The organism is Burkholderiales bacterium (genome assembly GCA_013695435.1).
Taxonomy (GTDB): domain Bacteria; phylum Pseudomonadota; class Gammaproteobacteria; order Burkholderiales; family JACMKV01; genus JACMKV01.
In genome coordinates, this window is record JACDAM010000271.1 from 1 (window position 1) to 24526 (window position 24526).

Below are 24526 nucleotides of genomic sequence, written 5' to 3' on the forward strand. Positions count from 1 at the left end.
TACGGCACGCGCTCATCGACCGTATTGCTGATCGCGCGCGACGGCAACGCGATCTTCGTCGAGCAAAACTATTCCGCCGGGGGCGTGAAGGCAGAACAAAACCGCCACACGTTCAAGGTTCGGCAGGCAGCCGCTTGATCATTTCGATATGGGGAATGCCCGCTTCATCGAACGGTGCGCCTACAGTCTCGAAGCCGTGTTTTGCGTAGAATCGCTGCGCATGCATTTGCGCATGCAGGTAAATCGTGGTGAAGCCCTGGCGCCGTGCCTCGGTCACCAGCGCATCCACCACGGCGCTGCCGACGCCTTTGCCGCGCCATTCGCGCAACACGGCCATGCGCCCGATTCGACCGTCCGGGCTTAGGCGACCCGCAGCGATGGCGAAGCCGTCGCCGGCCTCCGCAAGAACGTGCGCACAAGCGGGATCGAGTCCGTCCCATTCGAGATGCGCGGGGACCTTCTGCTCGACGATGAATACGTGTTCACGCACGTGCGTCAACTTCGCTGCGTCGTCCTCCCAGCGCGCAGCGCGAACCGTGAATTCGTATTCGGCGACCATTCCCTATAATAGCCAAAACCATTCGTCATCTTCCTATGCAAAGCCTGTGGCGCGATAGCGAGGCAGCGCAGTTTGCCAGCGATCTTGAATTGCGCGTTTACACCTCGCGTCTGCTCGGCCGCGACAAGAGCCTGGTGCTACACGGCGGCGGCAATACGTCAGTCAAAATCCACGAACGGAATCTGTTCGGCGAAGCCGAGCAGATTCTGTATGTGAAAGGCAGCGGCTGGGATCTTGAAACAATCGCGGCGGCTGGATTCACGCCGCTGCGCCTGGCACCGGTACAGCGGCTCGCCACGTTAAAGACCTTGCCGGACACGCAAATGGTCAACGCCCTCGCCGCATGCAAAACGCTCGCCTCCGCGCCTGCGCCGTCGGTTGAAGCGATCCTGCACGCGATCCTGCCGTACCGGTTCGTCGATCACACGCACGCGGACGCGGTGGTCACGATTACCAACACCGCGAATGGCGAAGCGCGCATTCGCGAAGTGTATGGCAATGCCGCCGTCATCATCCCCTACGTGATGCCGGGGTTCGAGCTGGCGCGTGTTTGCGCGCAAATTTTTGCAACCGAGGCCGGGCCGCAAACCATGGGCATGGTGCTCATGAACCACGGCATTTTTTCGTTCGGCGAAGACGCGCGGCAATCCTACGAGCGCATGATTGCGCTGGTCGATTGTGCCGAACGATATCTTGCCAAACACAATGCATGGGATATTGCTCGCCAGCCGCATAGCGCGACGGAATGTCCTGTCCGCGATCAGACCGCCGCATTGCGCGGCCAGTTATCTGCGATCGCGCAGGCGCCTTTGATTGTCGCCAGTCATCGCGACGAGCGCTGCATGGCCTTCATACGCCGCCCTGATCTCGCGAGCATCGCGCAGCAAGGCCCGGCTACACCGGATCACGTAATACGCACGAAACGTTTGCCGATGCTGGGCCGCGATGTCGACCCTTATCGACAAGCTTATGAAGATTATTTTCGACAGCACGCCAACGATAAAAATATGCTCGATGCGGCGCCGCGCATTATCCTCGATCCCGAACTCGGCTTATGCGCTGCGGGGCGCAGCGCGAAAGACGCCGCGATCGCGGCCGAAATCTACATACACACGATGGATATCATCGAGCGTGCCGAGGCGCTCGGCGGCTATCGGCCGCTTCCCGCCGCGGCGATGTTTGCCGTCGAATACTGGGATCTCGAACAAGCCAAGCTGAAAAAAGCAGGCAAGCCGCCGCTTTTCGCCGGCGAGATTGGGCTGGTAACTGGCGCAGCATCCGGAATAGGCGCGGCCTGCGTACACGCGCTGCTCGCGCACGGCGCGGCGGTCATCGGCCTCGATATCGACGATCGAATTGAAACGCTGCATCGCCGCGCCGATTTTCTCGGCATACGCTGCGACGTAACGCTAGCTGCGGCGATTATCGATGCGCTTGAAGCTGGGGTTCGGGCGTTCGGCGGGCTTGACATGCTGATTCTCAATGCCGGCATCTTTCCGGCCAGCGCCCGGATCGCCGATCTCGGCGCTGAACAATTGCAGCAAACCATGCACGTCAATCTCGATGCGAATCTGGCGATGCTGCGCGCCTGCCATCCGTTTTTGAAGCTGGCGCCGAAGTATGGCCGCGTCATTGTTATGGGATCGAAAAATGTACATGCGCCGGGTCCGGGCGCGGCCGCTTACTCGGCCTCCAAGGCAGCGCTGAATCAACTCGCCAGAGTTGCCGCGCTCGAATGGGCGGGTGACGGAATACGCGTAAACATCATTCACCCAAACGCGGTGTTCGACACCGGAATCTGGACCGACGAAGTCCTCGCGGAACGTGCCGCGCAGTACGGCATCACTGTTGCCGAATACCGCACCAGTAATCTGCTGAAAATTGAAATCGCGAGTAGCGATGTCGGCGAGCTTGCGGCTGCCATGTGCAGCGAGTTATTCGCGAAAACAACGGGCGCGCAAGTGCCGATCGATGGCGGCAATGAGCGGACGATTTAGGATAGTTTAAAGCGAGGCAAACACCATCGCTGGATTTCCCGCGCACGCGGGAAATCCAGAGGACTTGCACGATATTGAACAGCACTGGATTTCCGCCGGCGCGGGATGACAAACTGGATAGAGGTGCGTTGGCGGGATGACGAAATTGCTTGACGCGGGCTGGCCGGCGATTCGAACGCGCCGCTGCGCGGCTGCGCTGTCGCGATGACACCCGGCAAAGTGGAAACGCTGCGCTGGCGCGACGATCATCTCGAAATGATCGATCAGCGCGTGCTGCCCGCGCGCTTCGAATATGTGGGCTTCGACAGCGCGGCGGATGTTGCGCTCGGTATTCGCGATATGGTTGTTCGCGGCGCGCCGGCGATCGGTTGCGCGGCCGCGTACGGCATCGCGCTCGAGGCCCGGCGCCTGTCGCGTCATACGCAGGCGGAATTCAGCAGCGCGTTGAACCAAGGTTTCGATCGTTTGCTGCAAAGCCGTCCGACGGCAGTGAATCTCGGATGGGCGCTGGACCGTATGCGGCGCGCCTGGAACGCGTGTCTATGCACGGATCAGGCAATGCCACCAGATGCAATCGCCGAACGCCTGCTGATCGAGGCGCACGCGATCAAACGCGAAGACATTGCGGTCAACCAGGCGATCGGCGCGCACGGCGCCGCGCTGATTGCGGATCGGGCGCGCATTCTCACACATTGCAATGCCGGCGCGCTCGCCACGGCCGGGCATGGCACCGCGCTTGGCGTCATCCGCACGGCATTCGCATCCGGCAAGCGTATCAGCGTGATCGCCGACGAGACGCGGCCGTTCCTGCAGGGCGCGCGGCTGACGGCATGGGAGATGGTTCAGGAAAACATTCCGGTCATGCTGATCGCAGACAGCAGCGCCGGCCACATGATGAGCCGCGGCGAGGTCGATCTGGTTATCGTGGGCGCCGATCGCGTTGCCGCGAATGGCGACGTTGCCAACAAGATCGGCACCTATACGGTGGCCGTGCTGGCGGCTCGCCACGCGATTCCGTTCTACGTTGCGGCTCCGCTCTCAACGATCGATCTCGCCACCGCATCCGGCGCGCAAATTCCGATCGAAGAACGCGCGTCCAGCGAGATTGCCGGCTTCGGCGACGTGCGTTGGGCTTGCGAAGGCGCGGTCATGCGCAATCCCGCGTTCGATGTGACGCCGGCCGAGCTGATTAGCGGCTTGATCACGGAAAAAGGTGTAGTACGCGCCCCCGACGAAAGAAAAATTCGCGCACTGTTCAATCGGGGATCGTCATAAAACGAAACCGCGAGCTATTGCCCGCGGTTTCGGAAAGCGCCTGCCGCGCGAAGCGCGGGAATTTCATCCCTACAACGTTACCCCTTACAACGTTGCGCCGCCGCTGACTTCGATGACCGCGCCGTTGATGTAGCTCGCTTCATCCGAAGCGAGGAATGCATAGGTATTGGCGATTTCTTCCGGCTTGCCGAGCCGCCCCAGCGGAACGCGCTGCTCGATAGCGTCGATGACTTTCTGCGGAATCGAATTCAGGATGGTCGTGCTGATAAACCCCGGACAGACGGCATTCGAGCGTATGCCTTTTTTACCGAGTTCGCGAGCCCAGGTTTTTACCATGCCGATCACGGCGAACTTGCTGGCCGCATAATTGGTCTGGCCGAAGTTTCCGTGCAAGCCGACGATGGATGAGGCGTTGAGGATGCAGCCTGAATTCTGCTCGAGCATGATATCGACGACAGCTTTCGTGCAGTTGTAAGTGCCTTTCAGATTGATGTCGATAACCTTGTCGAACTGGTCGTCGGACATCTTCTTCAATTGAGCGTCCATGACGATTCCGGCGTTGTTGACCAGGGTATCGATGCGGCCGTATTTCTTGACGACGCCTTCGACCATCGCTGCGATGCTTTTTTTGTCAATGACATCGACGCGGAAACCGACCGCTTCGCCGCCGTCCGCGGTTATCTGATCGACCGTCTCGCTCACGGCAGCCATATCGATATCACAGACGATGACTTTGGCGCCTTCCCTGGCGAATTTGAGCGCTGTCGCCTGGCCGATGCCTTTTGCCGCGCCGGTAATGATCGACACTTTTCCTTGTAGTCTCATAACCGCTCCCAAATAGTTTCCGCCTCGATGCCTGCGACGGGCAGGCTGGCTAATGTACTATTTAGTTGCGCAGCGCACAATTAAATTCATTCCGCAGGAAAAAACTATCCAAGCCATTCTATAAATGGCTTTAATAGCGTCTGCTAAGAGACGGAACAGGGATATGGTTTTAGAGCACGGACGCGGGATTTGCGTGTTGCTGCGAAGCGTTACCCGCTATCAATACGGTCGTCCCCGCCGTTACGCGATCGAATAATTCAAGCAAATCGCTATTTTTCATTCTGATACAACCGATAGAGCCAGGTTCGCTTAGCGAGACGTCATCCGGAGTACCGTGTATGTAGATATAGCGACGCATCGTATCGACGTCGCCCAGACGATTGAAACCGCGCTCCAGGCCGGATAGCCAGAGGATGCGAGTCAGTATCCAGTCGCGGCGCGGATACCGCTCTCCCAGTTCGTGGGTATAGATTTCGCCGGTGGGCCGGCGCTTTACAAAAACGGTATTGACGGGCTGCCCATAGCCTATCCGGGCGCGAATGACATGTCTGCCGCGCGGCGTGCAGAAGCTGCCGTTACGTTCTCCCGCGCCATTCTTGGCGGTCGAAACCGGATATCGGCGCGCGACCTTGTCGTCATCGTCGTACAGCGTCAGCGTTTGCGTCTGCAGATCGACAACTATTCGCGGCATATCTGGGCGCCGCGCCGCGATGCGAAGAATTCCTTCAGCAATCCGCCGCACTCTTCGGCCAGCACGCCGCGGGTAACAGCGGTGTGGTGATTCAGGCGCGTGTCGGCGAATAGATTGATCACGCTGCCGGCCGCGCCGGTTTTCGCATCGGCAGCGGCAAATACCAGGCGCGCGAGGCGCGCGTGCAGGATCGCGCCGGCGCACATTGCGCAGGGCTCCAGCGTTACGTACAGAGTGCAATCGTTGAGCCGGTAGTTGGCCAGCGCCTGTGCCGCGCAGCGCAGCGCAAGAATCTCGGCGTGAGCACAGGGATCGTTCGACAGGATTGGCTTGTTGAAACCGCGCCCGATCACCCCATTTTCCCTGACCAGAATGGCTCCGACCGGCACCTCGCCGGCGTCGCCCGCTTCGCGCGCCAGCGCCAGTGCGAGCCGCATATAAGTTTCATCGTCCAGCCGCGTTTCCGGCGCGGCGCGGTATAGCTGCATTGCCATTTTGTCGCCTCTTTTTTCTCGTGAATTACGACCCGATCTGCCCTGCGTCACTTGCTCGAGCGTCGGCCTTCCCGCGCACCTTCTCCCCCCGCGTTACTCCCATTCTATCGTTGCCGGCGGCTTGCCGGAAATATCGTAAACCACGCGATTGATGCCGCGCACTTCGTTGATGATTCGATTCGAAACTTTGGACAACAGCGGGTACGGCAATTCGGCCCATTGCGCCGTCATGAAATCCTGCGTCTGCACAGCGCGCAGCGCAATGACATATTCGTAAGTGCGGCCATCGCCCATGACGCCGACCGATTTGACCGGAAGGAATACAGCGAATGCCTGCGATGTCTTGTCATACCACCCAGATACCCGCAATTCCTCGATGAATATCGCGTCAGCCTGGCGCAATAGCCCGGCATATTCGATCCTGACTTCCCCGAGTATGCGGACGCCGAGCCCGGGGCCTGGAAACGGATGGCGATAAACCATATCGTGCGGCAAGCCCAGCGCTACGCCCAACTCGCGGACTTCATCCTTGAAGAGTTCGCGCAGCGGCTCGAGCAACTTGAGATGCAGGGTTTCCGGCAATCCGCCGACGTTGTGGTGCGATTTGATGGTATGCGCGTTCTTGTTGCGGGCGCCGGCGGATTCGATGACGTCGGGATAAATTGTTCCCTGCGCAAGCCATTTTGCATCTTTGATTTTGGCCGCTTCGCGCTGAAACACGGCGACGAATTCACGGCCGATGATCTTCCGCTTCTGTTCAGGATCGGCGATTCCGGCCAAGCATCCAAGGAACCCGGCGGCGGCATCGACGTGGACAACTTTGATGCCGATATGCTGCGTGAAGGTTTGCAGCACCTGTTCCGCCTCGTTCAGGCGCAGCAAGCCATTGTCAACGAACACGCAGGTGAGCTGCTCGCCGATCGCGCGATGCACAAGCGCCGCAGCGACCGCCGAATCGACGCCGCCGGACAGCCCGAGTATGACTTTGTCATGGCCCACTTCGGAGCGGATGCGGCCGATCGCGATTTCCGCGTAATCCGGCATGTTCCAGTCGCCTGCCAAGCCGCAGATATCGTGCACAAAGCGCGCGATGATCGCCCTGCCCTGCAGCGTATGCGTGACTTCGGGATGGAACTGCAAACCGTAGAAGCGCCGCGATTCGTCGGCCATGCCGGCGATTGGCGTCGCGGCATTGCTTGCGATCATCTTGAAGCCGGGCGGCAGTCCGTTGACCGAATCGCCATGGCTCATCCAGCCGTCGAGCAAGCCATATCCCTCGTCATTGGCGCGGTCCTGGATATCGCGCAGCAAAGCCGAATGGCCGCGCGCCCGTACTTCGGCATAACCGAACTCGCGCGCCCTGGCGCTCTCGACCGCGCCGCCCAATTGCGCGGCCATCGTCTGCATGCCATAACAAATGCCGAGCACCGGGACGCCGATTTCGAATACCGCGCCGGGCGCGCGTGGCTGATCGGTGATAACCGAAGCGGGGCCGCCCGACAACACGATGCCATTCGGTGCGAATTCGCGGACGAAAGCATCGCTGACGTCCCACGGGTGCAGTTCCGAATAAACTCCAGCCTCGCGGATGCGGCGCGCAATCACCTGGCTGTATTGCGAACCGAAATCGAGGATGAGGATTTTTTGCATGAAGGCAGGAGCCGGGGATCGGATTCCGGGGTCGAGGATCGGGTGCAGGTAATCCCTTTACCTCCCGGACCCCATCTCTGAATCCGGGTCCCCGCTTTACTCGATTCGATAGTTCGGCGCTTCCTTGGTGATTTGCACGTCGTGAACGTGCGATTCGCGTATGCCCGCGGTCGACACTTCGATGAACTCGGCGCGTTCGCGCATCTCATCGATGGTCGCGCAGCCCAGATAACCCATGCTGGAACGCAAACCGCCAATCAACTGGTGCATGACCGCCGCCACGCTGCCTTTATAAGGCACCCGGCCTTCGACGCCTTCAGGCACCAGTTTTTCGGCGCGATCGTCGTCGTCCTGGAAATAACGATCGCTCGAACCCTGTTGCATTGCTGCGACCGAGCCCATGCCACGATAAGTCTTGTACGAGCGGCCCTGAAACAGCTCGAGCTCGCCGGGCGCCTCTTCGGTACCGGCAAACAGGCCGCCCAGCATGACCGATGAAGCGCCCGCCGCGATCGCTTTCGCGATATCGCCGGAATAGCGGATACCGCCATCGGCAATTGCGGGTATTCCACTGCCCGCCAGCGCATCGCACACATTCTGAATCGCCGTGATCTGCGGAACACCAACGCCGGTGACGATGCGCGTCGTACAGATCGACCCCGGGCCTATTCCGATCTTGACGCCATCGACACCGTGATCGACCAAGGCTTTCGCGGCGGCCGCGGTTGCGATATTGCCGCCGACCACCTGCGTTTTCGGGTAGCGGGTTTTCACCCATTTGATGCGATCGAGCACACCTTGGGCATGGCCGTGCGCGGTATCGACAACGATGACATCCGCCCCCGCTTCGATCAGCGCTTCAACCCGCTCTTCCACGCCTTCGCCGGTGCCGATCGCTGCGCCGACCCGCAACTGGCCAAGCCCGTCCTTGCAGGCGTGCGGATGTTCGGTCGATTTGAGGATGTCCTTGACGGTAATGAGACCGCGTAATTCGAAACTGTCGTTGACCACCAGAACGCGTTCGAGACGATAACGGTGCATCAAGCCCAGCGCCTCTTCCCTGCTCGCCCCTTCCCGGACCGTGATCAGCTTTTCCCGCGGTGTCATGATGTTCATGATCGGCTGGTCGAGCCGGGTTTCGAACCTGAGGTCGCGATTGGTCACGATCCCGACCACCCGCTCACCGTCGACCACCGGCAAGCCCGAGATATTGTGCTGCTGCTTCAACTCCAGAACCTCGCGCACCGTCATCTGTTGCGAAATCACGATCGGATCTTTGACGACACCGCTTTCGAAACGCTTTACTTTCGCAACTTGAGAGGCTTGCGAAGCCGCGTTCATGTTTTTGTGGATTATGCCGATACCACCCTCCTGCGCCACGGCAATAGCAAGGCGGGCGTCTGTCACCGTATCCATGGCCGCCGAAACCAATGGAATATTCAAGACGATACTGCGGGTGAGCCTGGTTTCGAGCTTGACTTCGCGGGGGAGGACATTCGAATGCGCGGGGACGAGCAGCACATCGTCGAAAGTAAGGGCTTTCTTGACCGGCCTGATCATTACGCTCCCCGCAAACGTTGCATTATACGAGAGTTGACGCTGCCCGATAAGGCGACGCAGCGAGTCCTACAGGCGACTATGGGCATAGTAATTGCGGTATGTCATGCGAATATCCTAACGTTTAATCTCGACAATAAAGGCTGGTTCGCGTGTGAAATCGGCGCGAAGCCAAGCCCAGGAGCTTCTGATGAAAAAACTGTCCGCGGTTGTCATGCTTCTTACATTTTCATTGGCTTCCAGCGCCGAGCTTCACCGCTGGGTTGACGCTCAGGGGCGTGTTTACTACTCAGATCAGGCTCCGTCAGGATTCTTCAAGAATAAAAAAGTATTGCCTGTGCAACATGCCGCTGCCGCACCCGTCGCCGGGGGCGACAATGCACCCAAGACGCTGATCGATAAGGAACTGGAATTTCGCAAACGCCGCATTGAGGCCGCAGAGATGCGGATCAAACAGGAAAATGAGCGGGCCGCGGATAACGAATCCAGACAGAATTGCACGCTGGCCAGAAGCAATCTGAAAAACTTGCAGGAAGGCGGCCGGCTTGTGCGCTATGACGAGCGTGGCGAGCGCGTGTTCCTGACCGACCAGGAACGGGAAACGCGAGCCGAAGAAACGAAGAAAGCGGGGGAGCAATGGTGCGCACAGAAAAGCGTCCAAAAAAAATAAACGCGGTTTAATCTTCCCCTATCGAACTCCGCCAAGGCTCGATTCCGCCACGTCCCTTTAGCACGCTTTCCGCCGACACGGGTGAAGCATTCTTCGCATTTCTCCTTCGTCGCAGCGTTCGGCGACCAAATCTCCTTCACTTCCAAACGCGGATACGCTGGTCAGAACTTCGTCATTTGTCTTGAATACTCGACAGTTTCGCTGCTTTGGATCGTAAAATCCGGGGTCGAAAGAAGCTGCTGAAGCTAGCGCTTCAGGGACGAGCGAGCGCGGGATTGACGCTGATGCTTCGGATCGTTAATCAACGGGCGATAAATCTCAATCCTGTCGTGGTCGCGCAGCACGGTATCGCTGCGAACCGGCCTCCCGAATATGCCGATATCAGCTTTGGCGATTTCGGGATGTTGGCGCAATATCCCGCATTGCGCTATTGCCTGCGCGGCCGTCGTCCGGGCTTCCACCTGCATCGCTATCAGCGTCTGCGCATCCACCGTCGCGTAGACGATCTCGACGGTAATAAGAGCTTCATTTGGGCGCCGCATAAACTTGCTCGGCGCGTTTGACGAATGCATCGACAAACGTGTTTGCGATGTAATGAAATACCGGGCCAAACAGCTTTTCCAACAGGCGATTCGAAAACTCGTACTGCAGCCGAAACTCGATCTTGCACGCGCCCGCGGCAAGCTCGATGAAACGCCAATCACCGTCAAGGTGTTTGAACGGCCCGTTCAGCAGATTGATATCGATCCGGCGCGGCGGCTCTTTCGTATTCTCGGTGCTGAATTTCTGGCGAATGCCGTGATAGTCGATGGACAACGTTGCGCGTGTAATTTTTTCGTCTCGCGCTTCGACGCTGGCGCCGCCGCACCACGGTAAAAATTGCGGATAGCGCTCGACGTCCTCTACCAGCGCGTACATCTGCGCGGCGCTGTAATTGACGAGAACCGTCTTTTCTACGTATGCCATGCCGGATTTTCGAAATAGCTGCGCTGTGGCCGCGAAAGCAAGCTGATAATATACCGCGCTGGCAGCGTTCCTTTGCCGGATACTTCTCGATTCCCGCTTTCGATATGAGCATCGCGCAGAACAAAAAAGCGTTTCACGATTATTTCATCGAGGAAAAATATGAAGCCGGCGTCGCCCTGCAAGGCTGGGAAGTCAAGGCGATTCGCGCCGCGCGCGTGCAGTTGAAGGAAGCGTATGTCGTGATCCGCAATGCCGAGTTGAATCTGATCGGCTGCCACATCAGTCCGCTGACCAGCGCATCGACGCACGTCGATGCCGATCCGGTGCGGACGCGGAAATTGCTGCTGCACGCGGAAGAAATCAGCAAGCTGATAGGCAAGGTGGAGCGCGCCGGTTACACACTGGTGCCTCTCGATTTACATTACACGCGCGGCAGGATCAAGCTGGAAATCGGCCTCGCCAAGGGAAAGAAACAGCACGACAAACGCGAATCCGAAAAGGATCGCGACTGGCAGCGCGAGAGGCAGCGCTTGTTGCGTGCGAAGTGATGTTTGAGCGCGTGCCCGACCAATCATCCTCCGCCCTACGGAAACAAGTTTCGCGGGAAGATGGCGCGAGAAAGGTTCTCGTCCCAATAAAAAACCCGCTCGAGGCGGGATTTTTTATGATCGCAGCCTGCGTGTGGAAACGAATGCTAAGCGCGCCCGTAAATGTCACCGAAACGCACGATATCGTCTTCCTCAAGATACGGGCCGGTTTGAATTTCGATAATCTGCAGCGGCACTTTGCCCGGATTTTCGAGGCGGTGTCTGTGCGTTTTCGGAATATAGGTCGACTGGTTTTCCTCAAGGAAGAATTCGTTTTCGCCGTTGACGATACGCGCTGTGCCGGCGATCACTACCCAGTGCTCCGAGCGATGGTGATGCATCTGCATCGATAGCTTGGCGCCCGGATTCACCAGGATGCGCTTGGTCTTGTAGTACGGCCCTTCCTCGAGGATCGTGTAGCTGCCCCAAGGCCGGGTCACCGTCATGTGCGTCTCGGTCAGGGTCCGGCATTTTTCTTTGACCTTGGCAACCAGCGGTTTCAGTTCGGCGACTTGATCGCGCGGACACACCAGCGTCGCATCACGCGTTTGCACGACTGCAATATTCTCAAGTCCGAACGTCGCAAGATGGCCGTGCTCGCTCCAAAGCAGATTGTTGCGGCTGTCCACCGCCACCACTTCGCCGTGGGTCATGTTGCCGTCTTCGTCCTTGTCGCGATGCTGGTAGATCGCCTCCCAACTGCCGAGATCGTCCCAGCCCATATCGACAGGCACGACGGCGACCTTGTCGGCGTGTTCGAGCAATCCGTAATCGATCGACAGATTCGGCAACGACTGATACAGATCGAGCGGCGCTACCTTGCTGTCGTCGCTCGTCAGCGCTGCCAGCGCAGCATGCGTTTCCGGCTGAATGCGCTCGAGCATGGACAGGAAATGATCGGCGCGGAAGACGAACATGCCGCCGTTCCAATAATAGCCGCCTTCCTTCATGTAGGATTGCGCCGTGCTGAGATTCGGTTTCTCGACAAAGCGCGCAACGCGTTGCACCGATTCCGCACCCTGCAAAGCCAGGCTCTCCGCCGCCTGAATATAGCCAAAACCTGTTGCCGGTCCGGTCGGCCTCATGCCGAACAGCGCCAGATAGCCGGCTTCCGCGGCGCGCTCGGCTGCGGCCCATGCCCGCTGGAAAGAAGCCGGGTCGGATACCGCGTGGTCCGAAGAAAATACGCCGATCAGGGCGTCGGGCTGTTTTTTTGCAATTTTTGCTGTTGCCCAGGCAATCGCCGGCAGCGTATTTCGACCGACCGGCTCGGCCAGTACGCCATCGGCCAAATGCGGATGGATCGTATGCAACTGACCCATCACCTCGAAACGGTAATCGTTGTGCGTAACGGTTATTACGCGTGCCGGATCGACCATGTTGCCGACGCGGCGAATGGTATCCTGCATCAGCGTTTCCGCGCCGTTCAGGGCAAGCAGTTGTTTCGGCATCGACGAGCGCGACAACGGCCACAACCTGGTTCCGGAGCCGCCGGCAAGAATGACGGCATAGCGGCGTTGTCCGGCTTGTGACATTTCATCGATCTGGAACTGGGCGACAGGGGAATTCATGTGATGAGCCTCACGACGGTGATTATTCGGTCAATTTTAGCAAGATTGGGGCCCGCAGTGGTTTGCGCGATAGTTTGCGCGCCGCTCAGCGGATATCCAGACCAACATGAATAGTCCGATTCTGCCGGATGCGGCTGGTTCCCGGCGAGCCGAAACGCCGTCGCTCGGCGCTCAGCCAGAAAGTGAAAATCACCGGAGCGCCGGCGCGAGCGTTGCCGATCTGTGCTGGCCCGAAATCGAGCAGTGCATTCAGCGCGGCGCCGTGGCCGTCCTGCCGGCCGGCGCGGCAGCCAAGGAGCACGGCCGGCACTTGCCGATGGCAACCGACTATCGGCAGGCTGAATGGCTGGCAGCGCGCTTGATCGAAACGCACCAAGTACTGATCTGGCCCACCATAAGCTACGGCTATTACCCGGCATTCACCGATTTCCCGGGCAGTTGTTCGCTGAGCGAAGCGACTTTCAGCAAGCTGCTAACGGACGTCATCGACGACATCATTGCGGCGGGCACCGGCAAACTCCTGATTCTGAATACCGGCATCAGCACGATTCCAGCGCTGGAGCGCTGCGCTGTCGCGGCCGGAACAAAAGTGCCGGTACGCGTCGCCAACGTTTACCGCGGCGCCCGCTACCTCGAAGTCGAGCAGGCTGTCAGCGAACAGCAGCGGGGCGGACACGCCGATGAAGCGGAAACTTCCATCATGCTCGCGATCTCACCCGACGACGTAGCGCTCGACAAAGCCCGCCGCTGGACGCCAGCGACAATGGGCGCGGGTAAACTGGTTCGCGGCGCTCCTGCGCATCCGAACTACGCGCCCGATGGCGTCTTTGGCGATCCCACCCTCGCGACCAGAGAAAAAGGCGAGCAGTTGCTGGCCGCCATGCTCGCCGATTTGCACGCCTTGCTCGCTGAACTGAATCAGACGACCTGAATGTTTTCTCGAAGGCGCTAGCGCCCGGAACAAATTCGCAAGCCGCCCGCTCTGGATTAATCCGTTACACCGGCACCTTATCCTCGTGCCTGAACGTCATGCGGCGACCATCGAAGTCGACCAGAATACTGTCCTTTGCACCGAACCGGCCCTCGAGTATTTCCTTGGACAACGGATTTTCGATCTGCGTCTGAATGGCGCGCTTGAGCGGACGCGCGCCATAAACCGGGTCGAATCCGGCGGTGGCGATTTCAGCTAATGCCGTGCCAGTCACTTCCAGCTTCATTTCCATCCGCGCGAGTCGCCGCTCGAGGTAGCCCAACTGGATCCTGGCGATACCCTCGATCTGCTTCTCGTCGAGCGAGTGGAACACGACAATCTCATCGATGCGGTTGACGAATTCCGGCCGGAACCAGGCTTTGACCTCGGCCAGCACCGCGAGCTTGATCACGCCGTAGTCGTCGCCCGCCATTGCCTGGATATTCTGCGAACCGAGATTGGACGTCATCACGATGACCGTGTTTTTGAAATCGACCGTGCGCCCCTGGCCATCGGTCATGCGGCCGTCGTCGAGCACCTGTAGCAGTACGTTGAACACGTCGTGGTGCGCTTTCTCGACTTCGTCGAGTAGAATCACCGAGTAAGGTTTCCGCCGCACGGCTTCGGTCAGATAGCCGCCTTCTTCGTAGCCGACATAACCGGGCGGCGCGCCGATCAGCCGCGCGACCGAATGCCTCTCCATGAATTCCGACATGTCGATGCGGATCAGATGATCTTCCGAATCGAACAGGAACGCCGCGAGCGCCTTGCACAGCTCGGTCTTGCCGACGCCGGTCGGGCCCAAAAATAAAAACGAGCCATAAGGACGATTCGGATCACCCAAACCGGCGCGCGAACGCCGAATCGCATCCGACACGAGCTTCACCGCTTCATCCTGACCGACCACTCGCTCGTGCAGCTTCGCTTCCATCTGCAACAGCTTGTCGCGTTCACCCTGCATCATTTTGGACACGGGAATACCGGTTGCGCGCGACACTACTTCGGCAATCTCCTCTGCGCCGACCTGGGTGCGCAGAAGCTTGTGCCGCGCTTGGCCACCACCCTTGCCATCCGCCGGCGCCAAGTCGGCCTGCTTGAGTTGCGCCTCAAGTTGCGGAATGCGCCCGTACTGGATCTCGGCGACTTTCCGCCAGTCGCCGGTGCGACTTAAGGCCTCGACTTCGCTGCGGGCCTTATCGAGCGCTTCCTTGATGTGCTGCGATCCCTGCACCTGGGCTTTTTCGCTTTTCCAGATTTCGTCGAGATCGGCGTATTCGCGCTCCAACTTGGCGATTTCGTCTTCAATCAGCCCGAGCCGTCTTTTCGACGCTTCGTCCTTTTCCTTGCGCACCGCTTCGCGCTCGATCTTGAGCTGGATCATGCGCCGCTCGAGCTTGTCCATCTCCTCAGGCTTCGAATCGATTTCCATCTTGATGCGCGCCGCCGCCTCGTCGATCAGATCGATTGCCTTGTCGGGCAAAAAGCGGTCGGTGATGTAGCGATACGAAAGTTCGGCAGCCGCAACAATCGCCGGATCCGTGATGTCAACACCGTGGTGCAGTTCATACTTTTCCTGCAGGCCGCGCAGAATCGCTATCGTGTCTTCGACGCTCGGTTCGCCGACCAGCACCTTCTGAAAACGCCGCTCGAGCGCCGCGTCTTTTTCGATGTATTTGCGATATTCGTTGAGCGTGGTTGCGCCGACGCAATGCAGTTCGCCGCGGGCCAACGCCGGCTTCAGCATGTTGCCGGCGTCGATCGCGCCTTCGGCCTTGCCGGCGCCGACCATTGTATGCAGCTCATCGATGAAAACGATGACGCGGCCTTCCTCCTGCTGCAATTCCTTGAGCACTGCTTTGAGCCGTTCCTCGAATTCCCCGCGATATTTCGCGCCGGCCAGCAACAGCGCGATATCGAGCGCGAGCACGCGCTTGTTCTTCAGCGTCTCCGGCGTCTCGCCATTGACGATGCGTTGCGCCAGGCCCTCGACGATCGCCGTCTTGCCGACGCCGGGTTCGCCGATCAGCACCGGGTTGTTTTTCGTGCGCCGCTGCAGGACCTGGATGGTGCGGCGGATTTCATCGTCGCGGCCGATCACCGGATCGAGCTTGCCGGCGCGCGCGCGCTCAGTCAGGTCGATCGTGTATTTTTTCAGTGCTTCGCGGCTGCCTTCGGCATCCTGATTCGCGACGTTCTCGCCGCCGCGAACGGCGTCGATCGCCGCTTCGAGTTGCGCCGATTTCACGCCGTGCTGTTTCAGCAGCCGGCCGATTTCGCCCTTGTCCGCGGCGGCGGCAAGCAGGAAAAGTTCGGAAGCGATGAACTGGTCGCTGCGCTTCTGTGCTTCCTTGTCGGTCACGTTGAGCACATTGTTCAGGTCGCGCGACATGTTGATTTCGCCGCCCTGGCCCTCGACTTTGGGGAGCCGCTCAATGCTTTGCTTGAGCGTCGTGCGCAACGGCTGCGGATTGACGCCGGCGCGACTCAATAACGAAGCGGTGCCGGCATCGTCCTGCTGCAGCATCGCGTAAAGCAGATGCTGTGGCTCGATGTACGGATTATCGTGGCCGACGGCCAGGCTCTGGGCGTCGGACAGCGCTTGCTGGAATTTGGTCGTCAGTTTGTCAAAACGCATGGTTTTTCCTTTGGGAGATACCTCCAAGATGGGGGCCGGGGCGTGGGTTTCAATGCTTGTAACCGTGCCAGCTCGTTTGCCGCAAGCGCCAGCGTCACAAGCAGGAAGACGATAGCGGGTTCAACTCGTCAGTGATGTTCTACCTGCCGCCAAACCACAGTTATTGACGCAGCGCGCAGGGTCATCTGGCGCCCGCTATCAGGTTTATGTCTCACAACCTCCTAACGGGATGTGGAATGCGATTTGCGGGAAGCTCTCCTCTGGACTTCGGAATACCCCAAAAAAGGACATATGGCTTTCCTGAATACGCGTTACCAGGCGTTGCAATTGCGCCCCAGGATTCTGGCGTTCGTCTTTCTCGCGATTGCGATCTCTTATCTGGCGTGGCGCCCGACCATTTTCAATTACGATGCGCTGATTTTGTCTAGCGTACTCTACCTGGCGGAGATTTTTGGCTGCACTATTCTGCTGCTACACCTTTTCTTGAGCTGGCGTCTGGCGCGCCGCAAGCGCCGCCGCCCGGCCAACGGGCTGACTGTCGACGTGTTTATCGCTGCACACGATCAGCCGATCAGCATCGTGCGGCGCACCTTGCTTGCGGCGCAGAACGTGCATTACACGCATCAGGTCTGGCTGCTCGATCACGGCAATCGCGGCGCCTTGAAGCAACTCGCCGCCGAGCTCTCGTGCCATTACCTGTCGAGCAATTCGCAGGACTGGAAGAAAGCCGATTTTCTGAATCACGCGCTCGCCAGCAGTCACGGTGATTTCCTGGCGGTCTTCGAAGCCGATCACGCGCCCAAGCATGATTTCCTCTCGCACACGTTAGGCTATTTCAAGGACGACGCAGTCGCCTTTGTACAGACGCCGCTCGATTTCTACAATCTCGATCCACTGAAGCCGCACTGGAAGCGCGAAAACCGCATCGTCTGGACAGAGCATTCGCTGTTTTATCGCGTGGTGCAACCGGGCAAGGATTATCACAACGCGGCACTGTTCTGCGGCAGCGCCGCCGTGCTGCGCCGCGATGCGCTGAATGCGATCGGCGGCTTTGCCACCGGCTCGGGAGCCTGTGATCTGCACACCTCGCTGAAGCTGCACAAGCAGGGATTCAAGTCGGTTTATCACCCCGAGCCGCTGGCCTTCAGCCTGACCCCGGCGCATCTCGCGCAACTGATCTGGCGCAAAACGGATTGGGGACGCGGGGCGCTGCAGGTCTGGCGCAGCGAAGGTCTGCTGCTCGGACCGCGGCTGACCCTGGCCCAGCGTTTCAACTACCTGGCAACGCTGATCGGCGTACTGGATGGCTGGCAAAAAGCGTTGTTATACGCGCTGCCGGCAGTTATTTTGGCCACGGGCACTATGCCGGTCGCCCACCTTGCGCCCGAATCTGCCTTGTTCATCGCTGCCTATTATCTGCTCGGCGCCTGGCTGTATGAGGAAACCAGCCGCGGCTACGGCCGGCCGCTGCTCGTCCTGCAATGGAATATGGCGCGCTTCGCCGTTTCGCTGGCCGCGATCGTCGGCGCCTTCAGCAAAAAAGTCAGGCCGGCGAGCGTTAAACGATCGGAAGCCGCGGCCAAATACAAAGTCCACCTGCTGCCGCAGCTTTTGATCCTGATCGCAAACCTAACCACCTGCGGGGTTGCCGCAGCGATCGCACTCGCGCTTGGCAAAGCGGCGCCCAACGAAATCCTCGCGTTATTGGCCTGGGCCGGCTGCAACGCGCTGCTGGCCGCGACTGTCATCCTCTTCATAGGGCAGCGCGCGCGCGACAACCGCGACGACACGCGGCTTTTGATGCCGCTTCCGGCCAAGGTCAAGGCGCCGGAATTCGACTATGTGTATGGCACGATCGACGAAATCTCCTGCGCCGGATTCAGTTTTTACGGCCAGTTGCCGCAACCTGAAGCCGGAACGCGCCTCGAAGGGGAAATTTACCTGCCTTCCGGTCCGGTCAAATTCAACGCCAGCGTCAAGTCGCTGATTCATCGCACGCGCGGCGATAAAACCTACGTGAAGGCTATCGGTTGCAGCTTCAACTGGGCCGATCCGCGCGAACAGGACAAGCTCAGCCTGTTCCTGTATGGATCGAGTTTGCAGCGCCGGCTGCACAGTTTGCGCGAAAAAATCCGTACACCGCTCGATGGCTTGACCGGCATCTTCACCGGCGACAAGGATGAACTCGATTACGATCCGGCACGCTGGGCGACGATCGTATATCACGTCAAGGCCGAAGGCGCCGGCGAAGCCAGCACCGGCCTGATTTCGGCTGCGCAAGGCGAGGACGGCTCGCGCCGCCTGCTGTCGTACAAGCCGCTCGACGAGAACGCCAAACTCGAAGTTCGCGTCGTTACCCGTTCGCGCGGCTTGCGCATTGGCGGCGTCGTTCAGTTCGTCGAACGCATCGACAGCCCGATGGCGCCGGTTTATCTCTACCGCTTCATTCCGGTCAAGACTGCGTTCACGTCGACGCGTTTCCAGGTCACGCAGCGGGTTGGCGCGTCTACCATCGGGGCTTGAAGTTCGCGCAGCGAACGGGCACGTCGCTGTTGCTTGATCGTGTTGAAGGAAAGAGGCGAGGAGCGACGCCAACGGCCGGGCGTACCCGGCGCCCGGCAAAAGCGCAGTAGAACGACCCAGCCCGATTCTCGGGGTGAAACTTTGCCGGTTCTGTGAAACAATCAAGCCTGATGCAGCCGCGGCAAGGACGATAGCCATCAAAATGTGGCTGCACCGCGCTGGTTCACCGAAAATGATTGTGCCTGCTGCTGCAAAAACATCCCATTCCCCGGAAGCCTCGAACCAAACGCATGGATTTCGATCCGCTGCTGCTGTCGCGAATTCAGTTCGCTTTCGTCGTCTCATTCCACATCCTGTTTCCGGCGTTCACGATCGGCCTTGCCAACTACTTGGCCATGCTCGAAGCCTTGTGGCTCAAGACCGGCAAGGAAAAATACCGCGAGCTGTTTCGCTTCTGGGTGAAGATATTCGCGGTGTCGTTCGCGATGGGTGTGGTTTCAGGCATCGTCATGAGTTTTCAGTTCGGGACAAACTGGAGCCGCTTCTCGGCCGCCACCGGAAATATTCTCGGACCGCTGATGAGCTACGAGGTGCTGACCGCTTTTTTTCTGGAAGCAGGCTTCCTCGGCATCATGCTGTTCGGCTGGGAGCGGGTCGGCAAAGGACTGCACTTCTTCGCCACGCTGATGGTTGCGATCGGCACGCTGTTTTCGACGTTCTGGATTTTGTCGGCGAATAGCTGGATGCACACGCCCGTCGGCTACATTCTTCGGGATGGCGTTTTCTACGCCGACGACTGGCTCGCGATCGTTTTCAACCCGTCGTTTCCGTATCGGCTGGTGCACATGACGCTGGCTGCGTTTTTGACGACAGCGTTCGTCGTCGCCGGCGTAGCCGCGTGGCATCTGCGCCGCAATCAATCGTCTGAACACGCGAAGACGATGTTCGCGATGGCTCTCGGCTTCATCGCCGTCATCGCGCCACTGCAAATCCTCGCCGGCGATTTGCACGGGCTGAACACGGGCGAGCATCAACCCGCGAAACTGGCGGCCATGGAGGCGCATTGGGACAGCGATGACGTCCCGGTGCCGTTCGTGCTGTTCGCGCTTCCCGATCAGGAGCAGGAAAGAAACCGTTTCGAACTTGCCATTCCCTACGCCGGCAGCCTTGTGCTCACGCATGAACTCGACGGCGCCGTGCCCGGCCTGAAAGACTTTCCGAAAGACGAGCGGCCTCCGGTGGCGATCGTGTTCTGGGCTTTCCGGATCATGCTCGCGATCGGATTTCTGATGCTGTTCATCGGCTTCTACGGGCTTTTCCTGTATCGCCGCAAGCGGCTGTACGACACGCGCTGGTTCCTGAAGCTATGCACGCTGACGACGCCGATCGGGTTCATCGCCGTAATCAGCGGCTGGATAACGGCCGAGGTCGGACGGCAGCCGTTCGTCGTGTATGGGTTGATGCGCACGGCCGATGCCTACTCGCCTGTTCCAGGCGGCAGCGTTGCCGCCTCGCTGGCCGGTTTTTTCGTTGTTTACGCGATCATCTTCGGGGCAGGCATTTATTACCTGGTCAAGCTGGTGCGGCGCGGCGTTGAAGGGCAGGCGCCGCAAGCGGCGGGGCCGCACAAGCGCCCGGCACGGCCAATGTCGCTGCCCGACGAACCTTTTGATTCAGGGAGCTAGGCATGCTCGAGCAAGCTCTGCCGCTGATCTGGTACTGGATCATCGGCTTCGGCATTTTCATGTATGTGCTGCTCGATGGCTTCGTGCTCGGCATCGGCATCCTGTTCCCGACCGTGCCGCACGAGCACGACCGCGACGTGATGATGAACACAGTGGCGCCGATCTGGGACGGCAACGAAACCTGGCTGGTGCTGGGCGGCGCCGCGTTGTTCGCCGCGTTTCCAGTCGCCTACGCAGTCATCCTGCCGGCACTCTACCTGCCGTTGCTCGGTATGCTGATGGCATTGATATTCCGCGGGGTCGCTTTCGAATTCCGTTTCAAATCGGGCAGCAAGCGTTACTTGTGGAATATCGCGTTCTTCGGCGGCTCGCTGGTCGCGACGTTCTGGCAGGGTGTTGCGCTCGGCGCATTTGTGCAGGGTTTCGAGGTCGTCGATCGCCAGTACGGCGGCGGCAGTTTCGACTGGCTGACGCCATTCGCGTTATTTACCGGTCTGGCGTTGATCGCGGGCTATGCGCTGCTCGGCGCGACTTGGCTGATCATGAAAGCCGAGGGCGAATTACAGGATCGCGCGTATCGTTACGCGCTGCTGCTGCTGTATGCCGTGCTGGCCGGCCTCGTCGTCATCAGCATCTGGGTGCCGTTTCTCGACCCCAAAATCGCGGAACGCTGGTTTAGCTGGCCGAATATGGCGTTATTCGCGCCGGCGCCTCTGTTCACCGCGGTCGCCGCGTTTACGCTGTGGAATAGCGTCCGCAAGCGCCATACGTATTCGCCGTTTATTCTGGCGATGGCGCTTTTCCTGCTCGGCTATGCCGGGCTCGGCATCAGCATTTGGCCCAATATCGTTCCGCCCGACATCACGATCTGGGAGGGCGCCTCGCCGCCTGAAAGCCAGATGTTTCTGCTGGTCGGGATCGTGTTTCTGTTTCCGGTCATCCTCGGTTACACGGCTTATTCGTACTGGATTTTCCGCGGCAAGGTCACGCGCGAAACCGGATACCATCATTGATGGCGCCGTCATGATTCTCGAAACGCGACCTTCAACCCGCCAGGCCCGCTATCGATTCGGACAAGACAGAAACCGAACTTATGCTGAACGACCCCCAGATCATCTCGATCGCGCACGTGATTCAGCTTGCGGTCACGCCGGTTTTCCTGCTGACAGGCATAGGCGCGATCCTGTCGGTGTTGACTAGCCGGCTGGCGCGCATCGTCGATCGCGGGCGGGAACTCGAAGGTTTGTTTGCTTCGGCAGACAGCGGCGAAAGCGCGTGTGCCGCCGCCGATCTCATTATATTGTCGCGCCGCGCCAAGCTGATCAACCGTGCGATCAGCCTGTGTACGACGTGCGCCTTGTTGATCTGCTCGGTCATTGTCGTTCTCTTCGTTGGCGCTTTTATCAGCCCAGATATTTCGATACCGATCGCGCTGTTGTTCGTCGCCGCGATGACGCTGCTGATCCTGGCGTTGATCGTTTTCCTGAGCGAGATTCGTCTCGCGACCGCGTCGCTGCGATTCGGCGGGCTGCGGTGACAGCGCTGCCGCCGCTGCACGCGGCGCTCTTACCGCCGTCCGCTCTCTCATCGCTTTACAACTCTTAATAACCCAAAAGGATTGCTATGTCCGAACGTATAATTTTTCGCGCCGGCGAGGCCACCGTGTTTGCAAAGCCGGGCCAGTTTACGGACGCCATGCCGGAGATCCTGATCGGCGATGTCGACGGCCCGGTCGGCCAGGCATTCGCCAACATGATGGGGCAGACCGCTGGACATACGCGCATGTTCGCGATACGCGCCTGCAACCAGTTGGTGCGTCCGGCGACCATCATGGTGCCCAAGGTCACGATCAAGAACAGCGCGACAGTCGAACTGTTCGGCGGCATCGTGCAATCGGCGACGGCCGACGGCGTACTCGATTGCGTCATCGAAAATATTCTGCCGCGCGATCAGGTCAACAACTTGTGCATCATCAGCCTGGTCTGGATCGACCCGCAATGCGTAACCGACAAGAATATCGATAAGAATGATTTGTACCGCACCAATTACGAGGCGACCAAACTCGCGATCAGTCGCGCCATGAAAAATGAGCCGTCGCTCGACGAACTGATCGCGAACCGCAAGAAAATCAAGCACGACATGTTCGATCCAGACGCGCGTAAGATTCGGACTTGTGGTTCTTCCTCTCTCTCGAAAAACGGGCTCCACAGAGTGGAAAAGTCGCACCGGAAAACGCAGCATGGTAAAGCGCCATGACCATCAAAGCCCTTGTCTTCGACGCCTACGGCACGCTGTTCGATGTGCACTCGGTCATCGCGCTTGCCGAAAGAATCTTTCCCGGTCAGGGCCAGGCGCTCAGCCAGTTGTGGCGCGCGAAGCAGCTCGAATACACATGGTTGCGCAGCCTGCTGCAGCGTTACGAAAATTTCGAGACCGTCACACGCGACGCGCTCGCCCATTCGTGCGACGCGCTCAAGCTCAACATTGCGCCGGCCGAATTGCAAAAACTGACCGATGCCTATTTGCACCTGGCGCCTTATCCCGAAGCCCGCGGGGCGCTGCAATCGCTATCCGCGCACAGGCTCGTTATCCTGTCGAACGGCTGCCCGGCGATGCTGAATCCGCTCGTACAAAACGCCGGTTTCAGCGAATTTTTCGATTATGTGCTGAGCGTCGATAAGCTGAAGATATACAAACCGGACCCGCGCGTTTATCGCATGGCCGCCGATACGCTGGGCCTTGCGCCCACTGATATCGGCTTCGTATCGTCGAACTTCTGGGACGTATCCGGCGCCGGTCATTTCGGCTTCCGGTCGTTCTGGATCAATCGCAGCGGCGCGATTGCCGACGCGCTTGGTTATCGGCCGGCCGCAATCCTTGCTGCGCTCACCGAATTGCCCGCGCATTGCTGATGGACCTCGCCGCGGAAATCCCGCGCAACGTCAGCGCGGCGCTCGATGAAGACATCGGCGGCGGCGATCTGACCGCGGCGCTGATTCCGCAATCCTATCGCGCGCACGCCAAACTGATTTGCCGGACGAGCGCGGTATTGTGCGGAACCGCGTGGTTCGAAGCCTGCTTCCGGACACTCGATGCCGATGCGCGGATCGCATGGAGCGCGTGTGATGGCGCGAAGATCGATCCGAGCCAGCCGCTTTGCCGCGTCGATGGTAACGCGCGCGCAGTGCTGACCGCCGAGCGCCCAGCGCTGAACTTCCTGCAAACGCTGTCGGCGACAGCGACTGCAACGCGGCGCTTTGTCGATGCGGTTCACGGCACGCGGGCGAAAATCATGGACACGCGCAAAACCCTGCCTGGTCTGCGCGCCGCGCAAAAATATGCGGTGAAAACCGGGGGCGGTGAAAATCAGCGCATGGGACTTTACGATGGCGTACTGATCAAGGAAAACCATATCGCGCTGGCCGGCGGTGTCGGCGCGGCTTTGTTGCAAGCCAGGGCAAATGCGAAACACGTGCCGGTACAGGTCGAAGTCGAAACGCTGATACAGCTCGAAGAAGCGCTGCGCGCCGGCGCAACGCTCGTGCTGCTCGATAACTTCAGCCTGGACGACCTGCGCGCGGCAGTGCGCGCCAATCATGGGCGGGCCGAGCTCGAAGCCTCGGGCGGCCTCACGATCGCCAATGTCCGCGAGGTTGCCGAAACCGGCGTCGACCGCATCTCGATCGGCAGCTTGACCAAAGATATCGCCGCCGTCGATCTGTCATTTCTGGTCGATATGAAACGCCCTGGATCGGCCTGATTCCCCGCCGTCGCGTCAACCGCGCACGCGGGATCCAGAACCTGCTTGTTCTGCCCGCGCACGCGGGAATCCAGAGTTCTCTCAACTATATGATTCTGCATGTCTTTGATT

The 24526-nt window shown here is 59.4% G+C and carries 23 protein-coding genes; 13 read left to right on the forward strand and 10 right to left on the reverse strand.

Annotation, left to right across the window (positions count from 1 at the left end; all coding sequences use genetic code 11):
* Window positions 1–138 (forward strand): hypothetical protein (locus H0V78_13320; protein MBA2352718.1); only part of this gene is annotated, 138 nt, incomplete at its 5' end.
* Here H0V78_13320 and H0V78_13325 read toward each other — a convergent pair.
* Window positions 113–559 (reverse strand): GNAT family N-acetyltransferase, encoded by a 447-nt coding sequence (locus H0V78_13325; protein MBA2352719.1) that lies wholly within the window; start codon window positions 557–559, stop codon window positions 113–115. The two genes, H0V78_13320 and H0V78_13325, sit on opposite strands and share 26 nt — an antisense overlap.
* 35 nt (window positions 560–594) lie before the next feature.
* Between H0V78_13325 and H0V78_13330 the strand changes: the two genes are divergently transcribed.
* Window positions 595–2556 carry a bifunctional aldolase/short-chain dehydrogenase gene (locus H0V78_13330; protein MBA2352720.1) on the forward strand — a complete coding sequence of 654 codons (1962 nt, stop codon included), beginning with the start codon at window positions 595–597 and terminating at the stop codon, window positions 2554–2556.
* A gap of 204 nt (window positions 2557–2760) precedes the next feature.
* Entirely contained in the window at window positions 2761–3831 is a 1071-nt protein-coding gene (mtnA, locus tag H0V78_13335) for an S-methyl-5-thioribose-1-phosphate isomerase (GenBank protein MBA2352721.1), read from the forward strand.
* An 84-nt stretch (window positions 3832–3915) separates the two neighbouring features.
* On the opposite strand, the gene fabG is transcribed toward mtnA, so the two are convergent.
* The 5 genes from fabG to guaB all read right to left on the reverse strand — a co-directional run bounded on the left by fabG (window position 3916) and on the right by guaB (window position 9051).
* A complete protein-coding gene (fabG, locus tag H0V78_13340) occupies window positions 3916–4656 on the reverse strand; it encodes a 3-oxoacyl-ACP reductase FabG (GenBank protein ID MBA2352722.1) in 741 nt (246 codons plus the stop codon).
* Window positions 4657–4825: 169 nt separating this feature from the next.
* Entirely contained in the window at window positions 4826–5347 is a 522-nt protein-coding gene (locus tag H0V78_13345; GenBank protein ID MBA2352723.1) for a L,D-transpeptidase, read from the reverse strand.
* Window positions 5335–5841, reverse strand: a complete 507-nt coding sequence (tadA, locus tag H0V78_13350) for a tRNA adenosine(34) deaminase TadA (GenBank protein ID MBA2352724.1) — start codon at window positions 5839–5841, stop codon at window positions 5335–5337. The genes H0V78_13345 and tadA overlap by 13 nt, the downstream gene beginning before the upstream one ends.
* A gap of 93 nt (window positions 5842–5934) precedes the next feature.
* Window positions 5935–7491 carry a glutamine-hydrolyzing GMP synthase gene (guaA, locus tag H0V78_13355; GenBank protein MBA2352725.1) on the reverse strand — a complete coding sequence of 519 codons (1557 nt, stop codon included), beginning with the start codon at window positions 7489–7491 and terminating at the stop codon, window positions 5935–5937.
* Window positions 7492–7587: 96 nt separating this feature from the next.
* Window positions 7588–9051: an IMP dehydrogenase gene (gene guaB, locus H0V78_13360; GenBank protein ID MBA2352726.1), complete on the reverse strand. Its 1464-nt coding sequence runs from the start codon at window positions 9049–9051 to the stop codon at window positions 7588–7590.
* A gap of 187 nt (window positions 9052–9238) precedes the next feature.
* Between guaB and H0V78_13365 the strand changes: the two genes are divergently transcribed.
* The gene (locus tag H0V78_13365) at window positions 9239–9718 is read left to right on the forward strand and encodes a DUF4124 domain-containing protein (GenBank protein ID MBA2352727.1); all 480 of its coding nucleotides are present in this window, start codon (window positions 9239–9241) and stop codon (window positions 9716–9718) included.
* Between the two features lie 245 nt (window positions 9719–9963).
* On the opposite strand, the gene H0V78_13370 is transcribed toward H0V78_13365, so the two are convergent.
* Window positions 9964–10260, reverse strand: coding sequence for an RnfH family protein (locus H0V78_13370; protein ID MBA2352728.1), 297 nt, complete (start codon window positions 10258–10260; stop codon window positions 9964–9966).
* The gene (locus H0V78_13375) at window positions 10244–10684 is read right to left on the reverse strand and encodes a type II toxin-antitoxin system RatA family toxin (GenBank protein ID MBA2352729.1); all 441 of its coding nucleotides are present in this window, start codon (window positions 10682–10684) and stop codon (window positions 10244–10246) included. Before H0V78_13375 ends, H0V78_13370 begins: the two co-directional genes overlap by 17 nt.
* Window positions 10685–10788: 104 nt before the next feature.
* On the opposite strand from H0V78_13375, the gene smpB reads away from it, so the two are divergent.
* The gene (gene smpB / locus H0V78_13380; GenBank protein MBA2352730.1) at window positions 10789–11232 is read left to right on the forward strand and encodes an SsrA-binding protein SmpB; all 444 of its coding nucleotides are present in this window, start codon (window positions 10789–10791) and stop codon (window positions 11230–11232) included.
* Between the two features lie 146 nt (window positions 11233–11378).
* On the opposite strand, the gene H0V78_13385 is transcribed toward smpB, so the two are convergent.
* Window positions 11379–12806, reverse strand: coding sequence for a mannose-1-phosphate guanylyltransferase/mannose-6-phosphate isomerase (locus H0V78_13385; protein MBA2352731.1), 1428 nt, complete (start codon window positions 12804–12806; stop codon window positions 11379–11381).
* Window positions 12807–12948: 142 nt separating this feature from the next.
* Between H0V78_13385 and H0V78_13390 the strand changes: the two genes are divergently transcribed.
* Entirely contained in the window at window positions 12949–13773 is an 825-nt protein-coding gene (locus H0V78_13390; protein MBA2352732.1) for a creatininase family protein, read from the forward strand.
* Between the two features lie 64 nt (window positions 13774–13837).
* Here the strand turns inward: H0V78_13390 and clpB are convergent, their stop codons facing one another.
* Window positions 13838–16447, reverse strand: a complete 2610-nt coding sequence (gene clpB, locus H0V78_13395; protein MBA2352733.1) for an ATP-dependent chaperone ClpB — start codon at window positions 16445–16447, stop codon at window positions 13838–13840.
* A gap of 291 nt (window positions 16448–16738) precedes the next feature.
* Between clpB and H0V78_13400 the strand changes: the two genes are divergently transcribed.
* From H0V78_13400 to nadC, 7 genes are all read left to right on the forward strand, one after another.
* Window positions 16739–18970, forward strand: coding sequence for a glycosyltransferase (locus H0V78_13400; GenBank protein ID MBA2352734.1), 2232 nt, complete (start codon window positions 16739–16741; stop codon window positions 18968–18970).
* Window positions 18971–19260: 290 nt separating this feature from the next.
* The gene (locus tag H0V78_13405) at window positions 19261–20655 is read left to right on the forward strand and encodes a cytochrome ubiquinol oxidase subunit I (protein MBA2352735.1); all 1395 of its coding nucleotides are present in this window, start codon (window positions 19261–19263) and stop codon (window positions 20653–20655) included.
* A gap of 2 nt (window positions 20656–20657) precedes the next feature.
* Window positions 20658–21668 carry a cytochrome d ubiquinol oxidase subunit II gene (gene cydB / locus H0V78_13410; protein MBA2352736.1) on the forward strand — a complete coding sequence of 337 codons (1011 nt, stop codon included), beginning with the start codon at window positions 20658–20660 and terminating at the stop codon, window positions 21666–21668.
* Between the two features lie 80 nt (window positions 21669–21748).
* Window positions 21749–22192, forward strand: coding sequence for a DUF2721 domain-containing protein (locus tag H0V78_13415; protein MBA2352737.1), 444 nt, complete (start codon window positions 21749–21751; stop codon window positions 22190–22192).
* A gap of 86 nt (window positions 22193–22278) precedes the next feature.
* A complete protein-coding gene (fae, locus tag H0V78_13420; GenBank protein ID MBA2352738.1) occupies window positions 22279–22911 on the forward strand; it encodes a formaldehyde-activating enzyme in 633 nt (210 codons plus the stop codon).
* Window positions 22908–23567, forward strand: a complete 660-nt coding sequence (locus tag H0V78_13425) for a haloacid dehalogenase type II (protein MBA2352739.1) — start codon at window positions 22908–22910, stop codon at window positions 23565–23567. The genes fae and H0V78_13425 overlap by 4 nt, the downstream gene beginning before the upstream one ends.
* Window positions 23567–24415 carry a carboxylating nicotinate-nucleotide diphosphorylase gene (gene nadC / locus H0V78_13430; protein MBA2352740.1) on the forward strand — a complete coding sequence of 283 codons (849 nt, stop codon included), beginning with the start codon at window positions 23567–23569 and terminating at the stop codon, window positions 24413–24415. Before H0V78_13425 ends, nadC begins: the two co-directional genes overlap by 1 nt.
* Window positions 24416–24526: the final 111 nt, after the last annotated feature.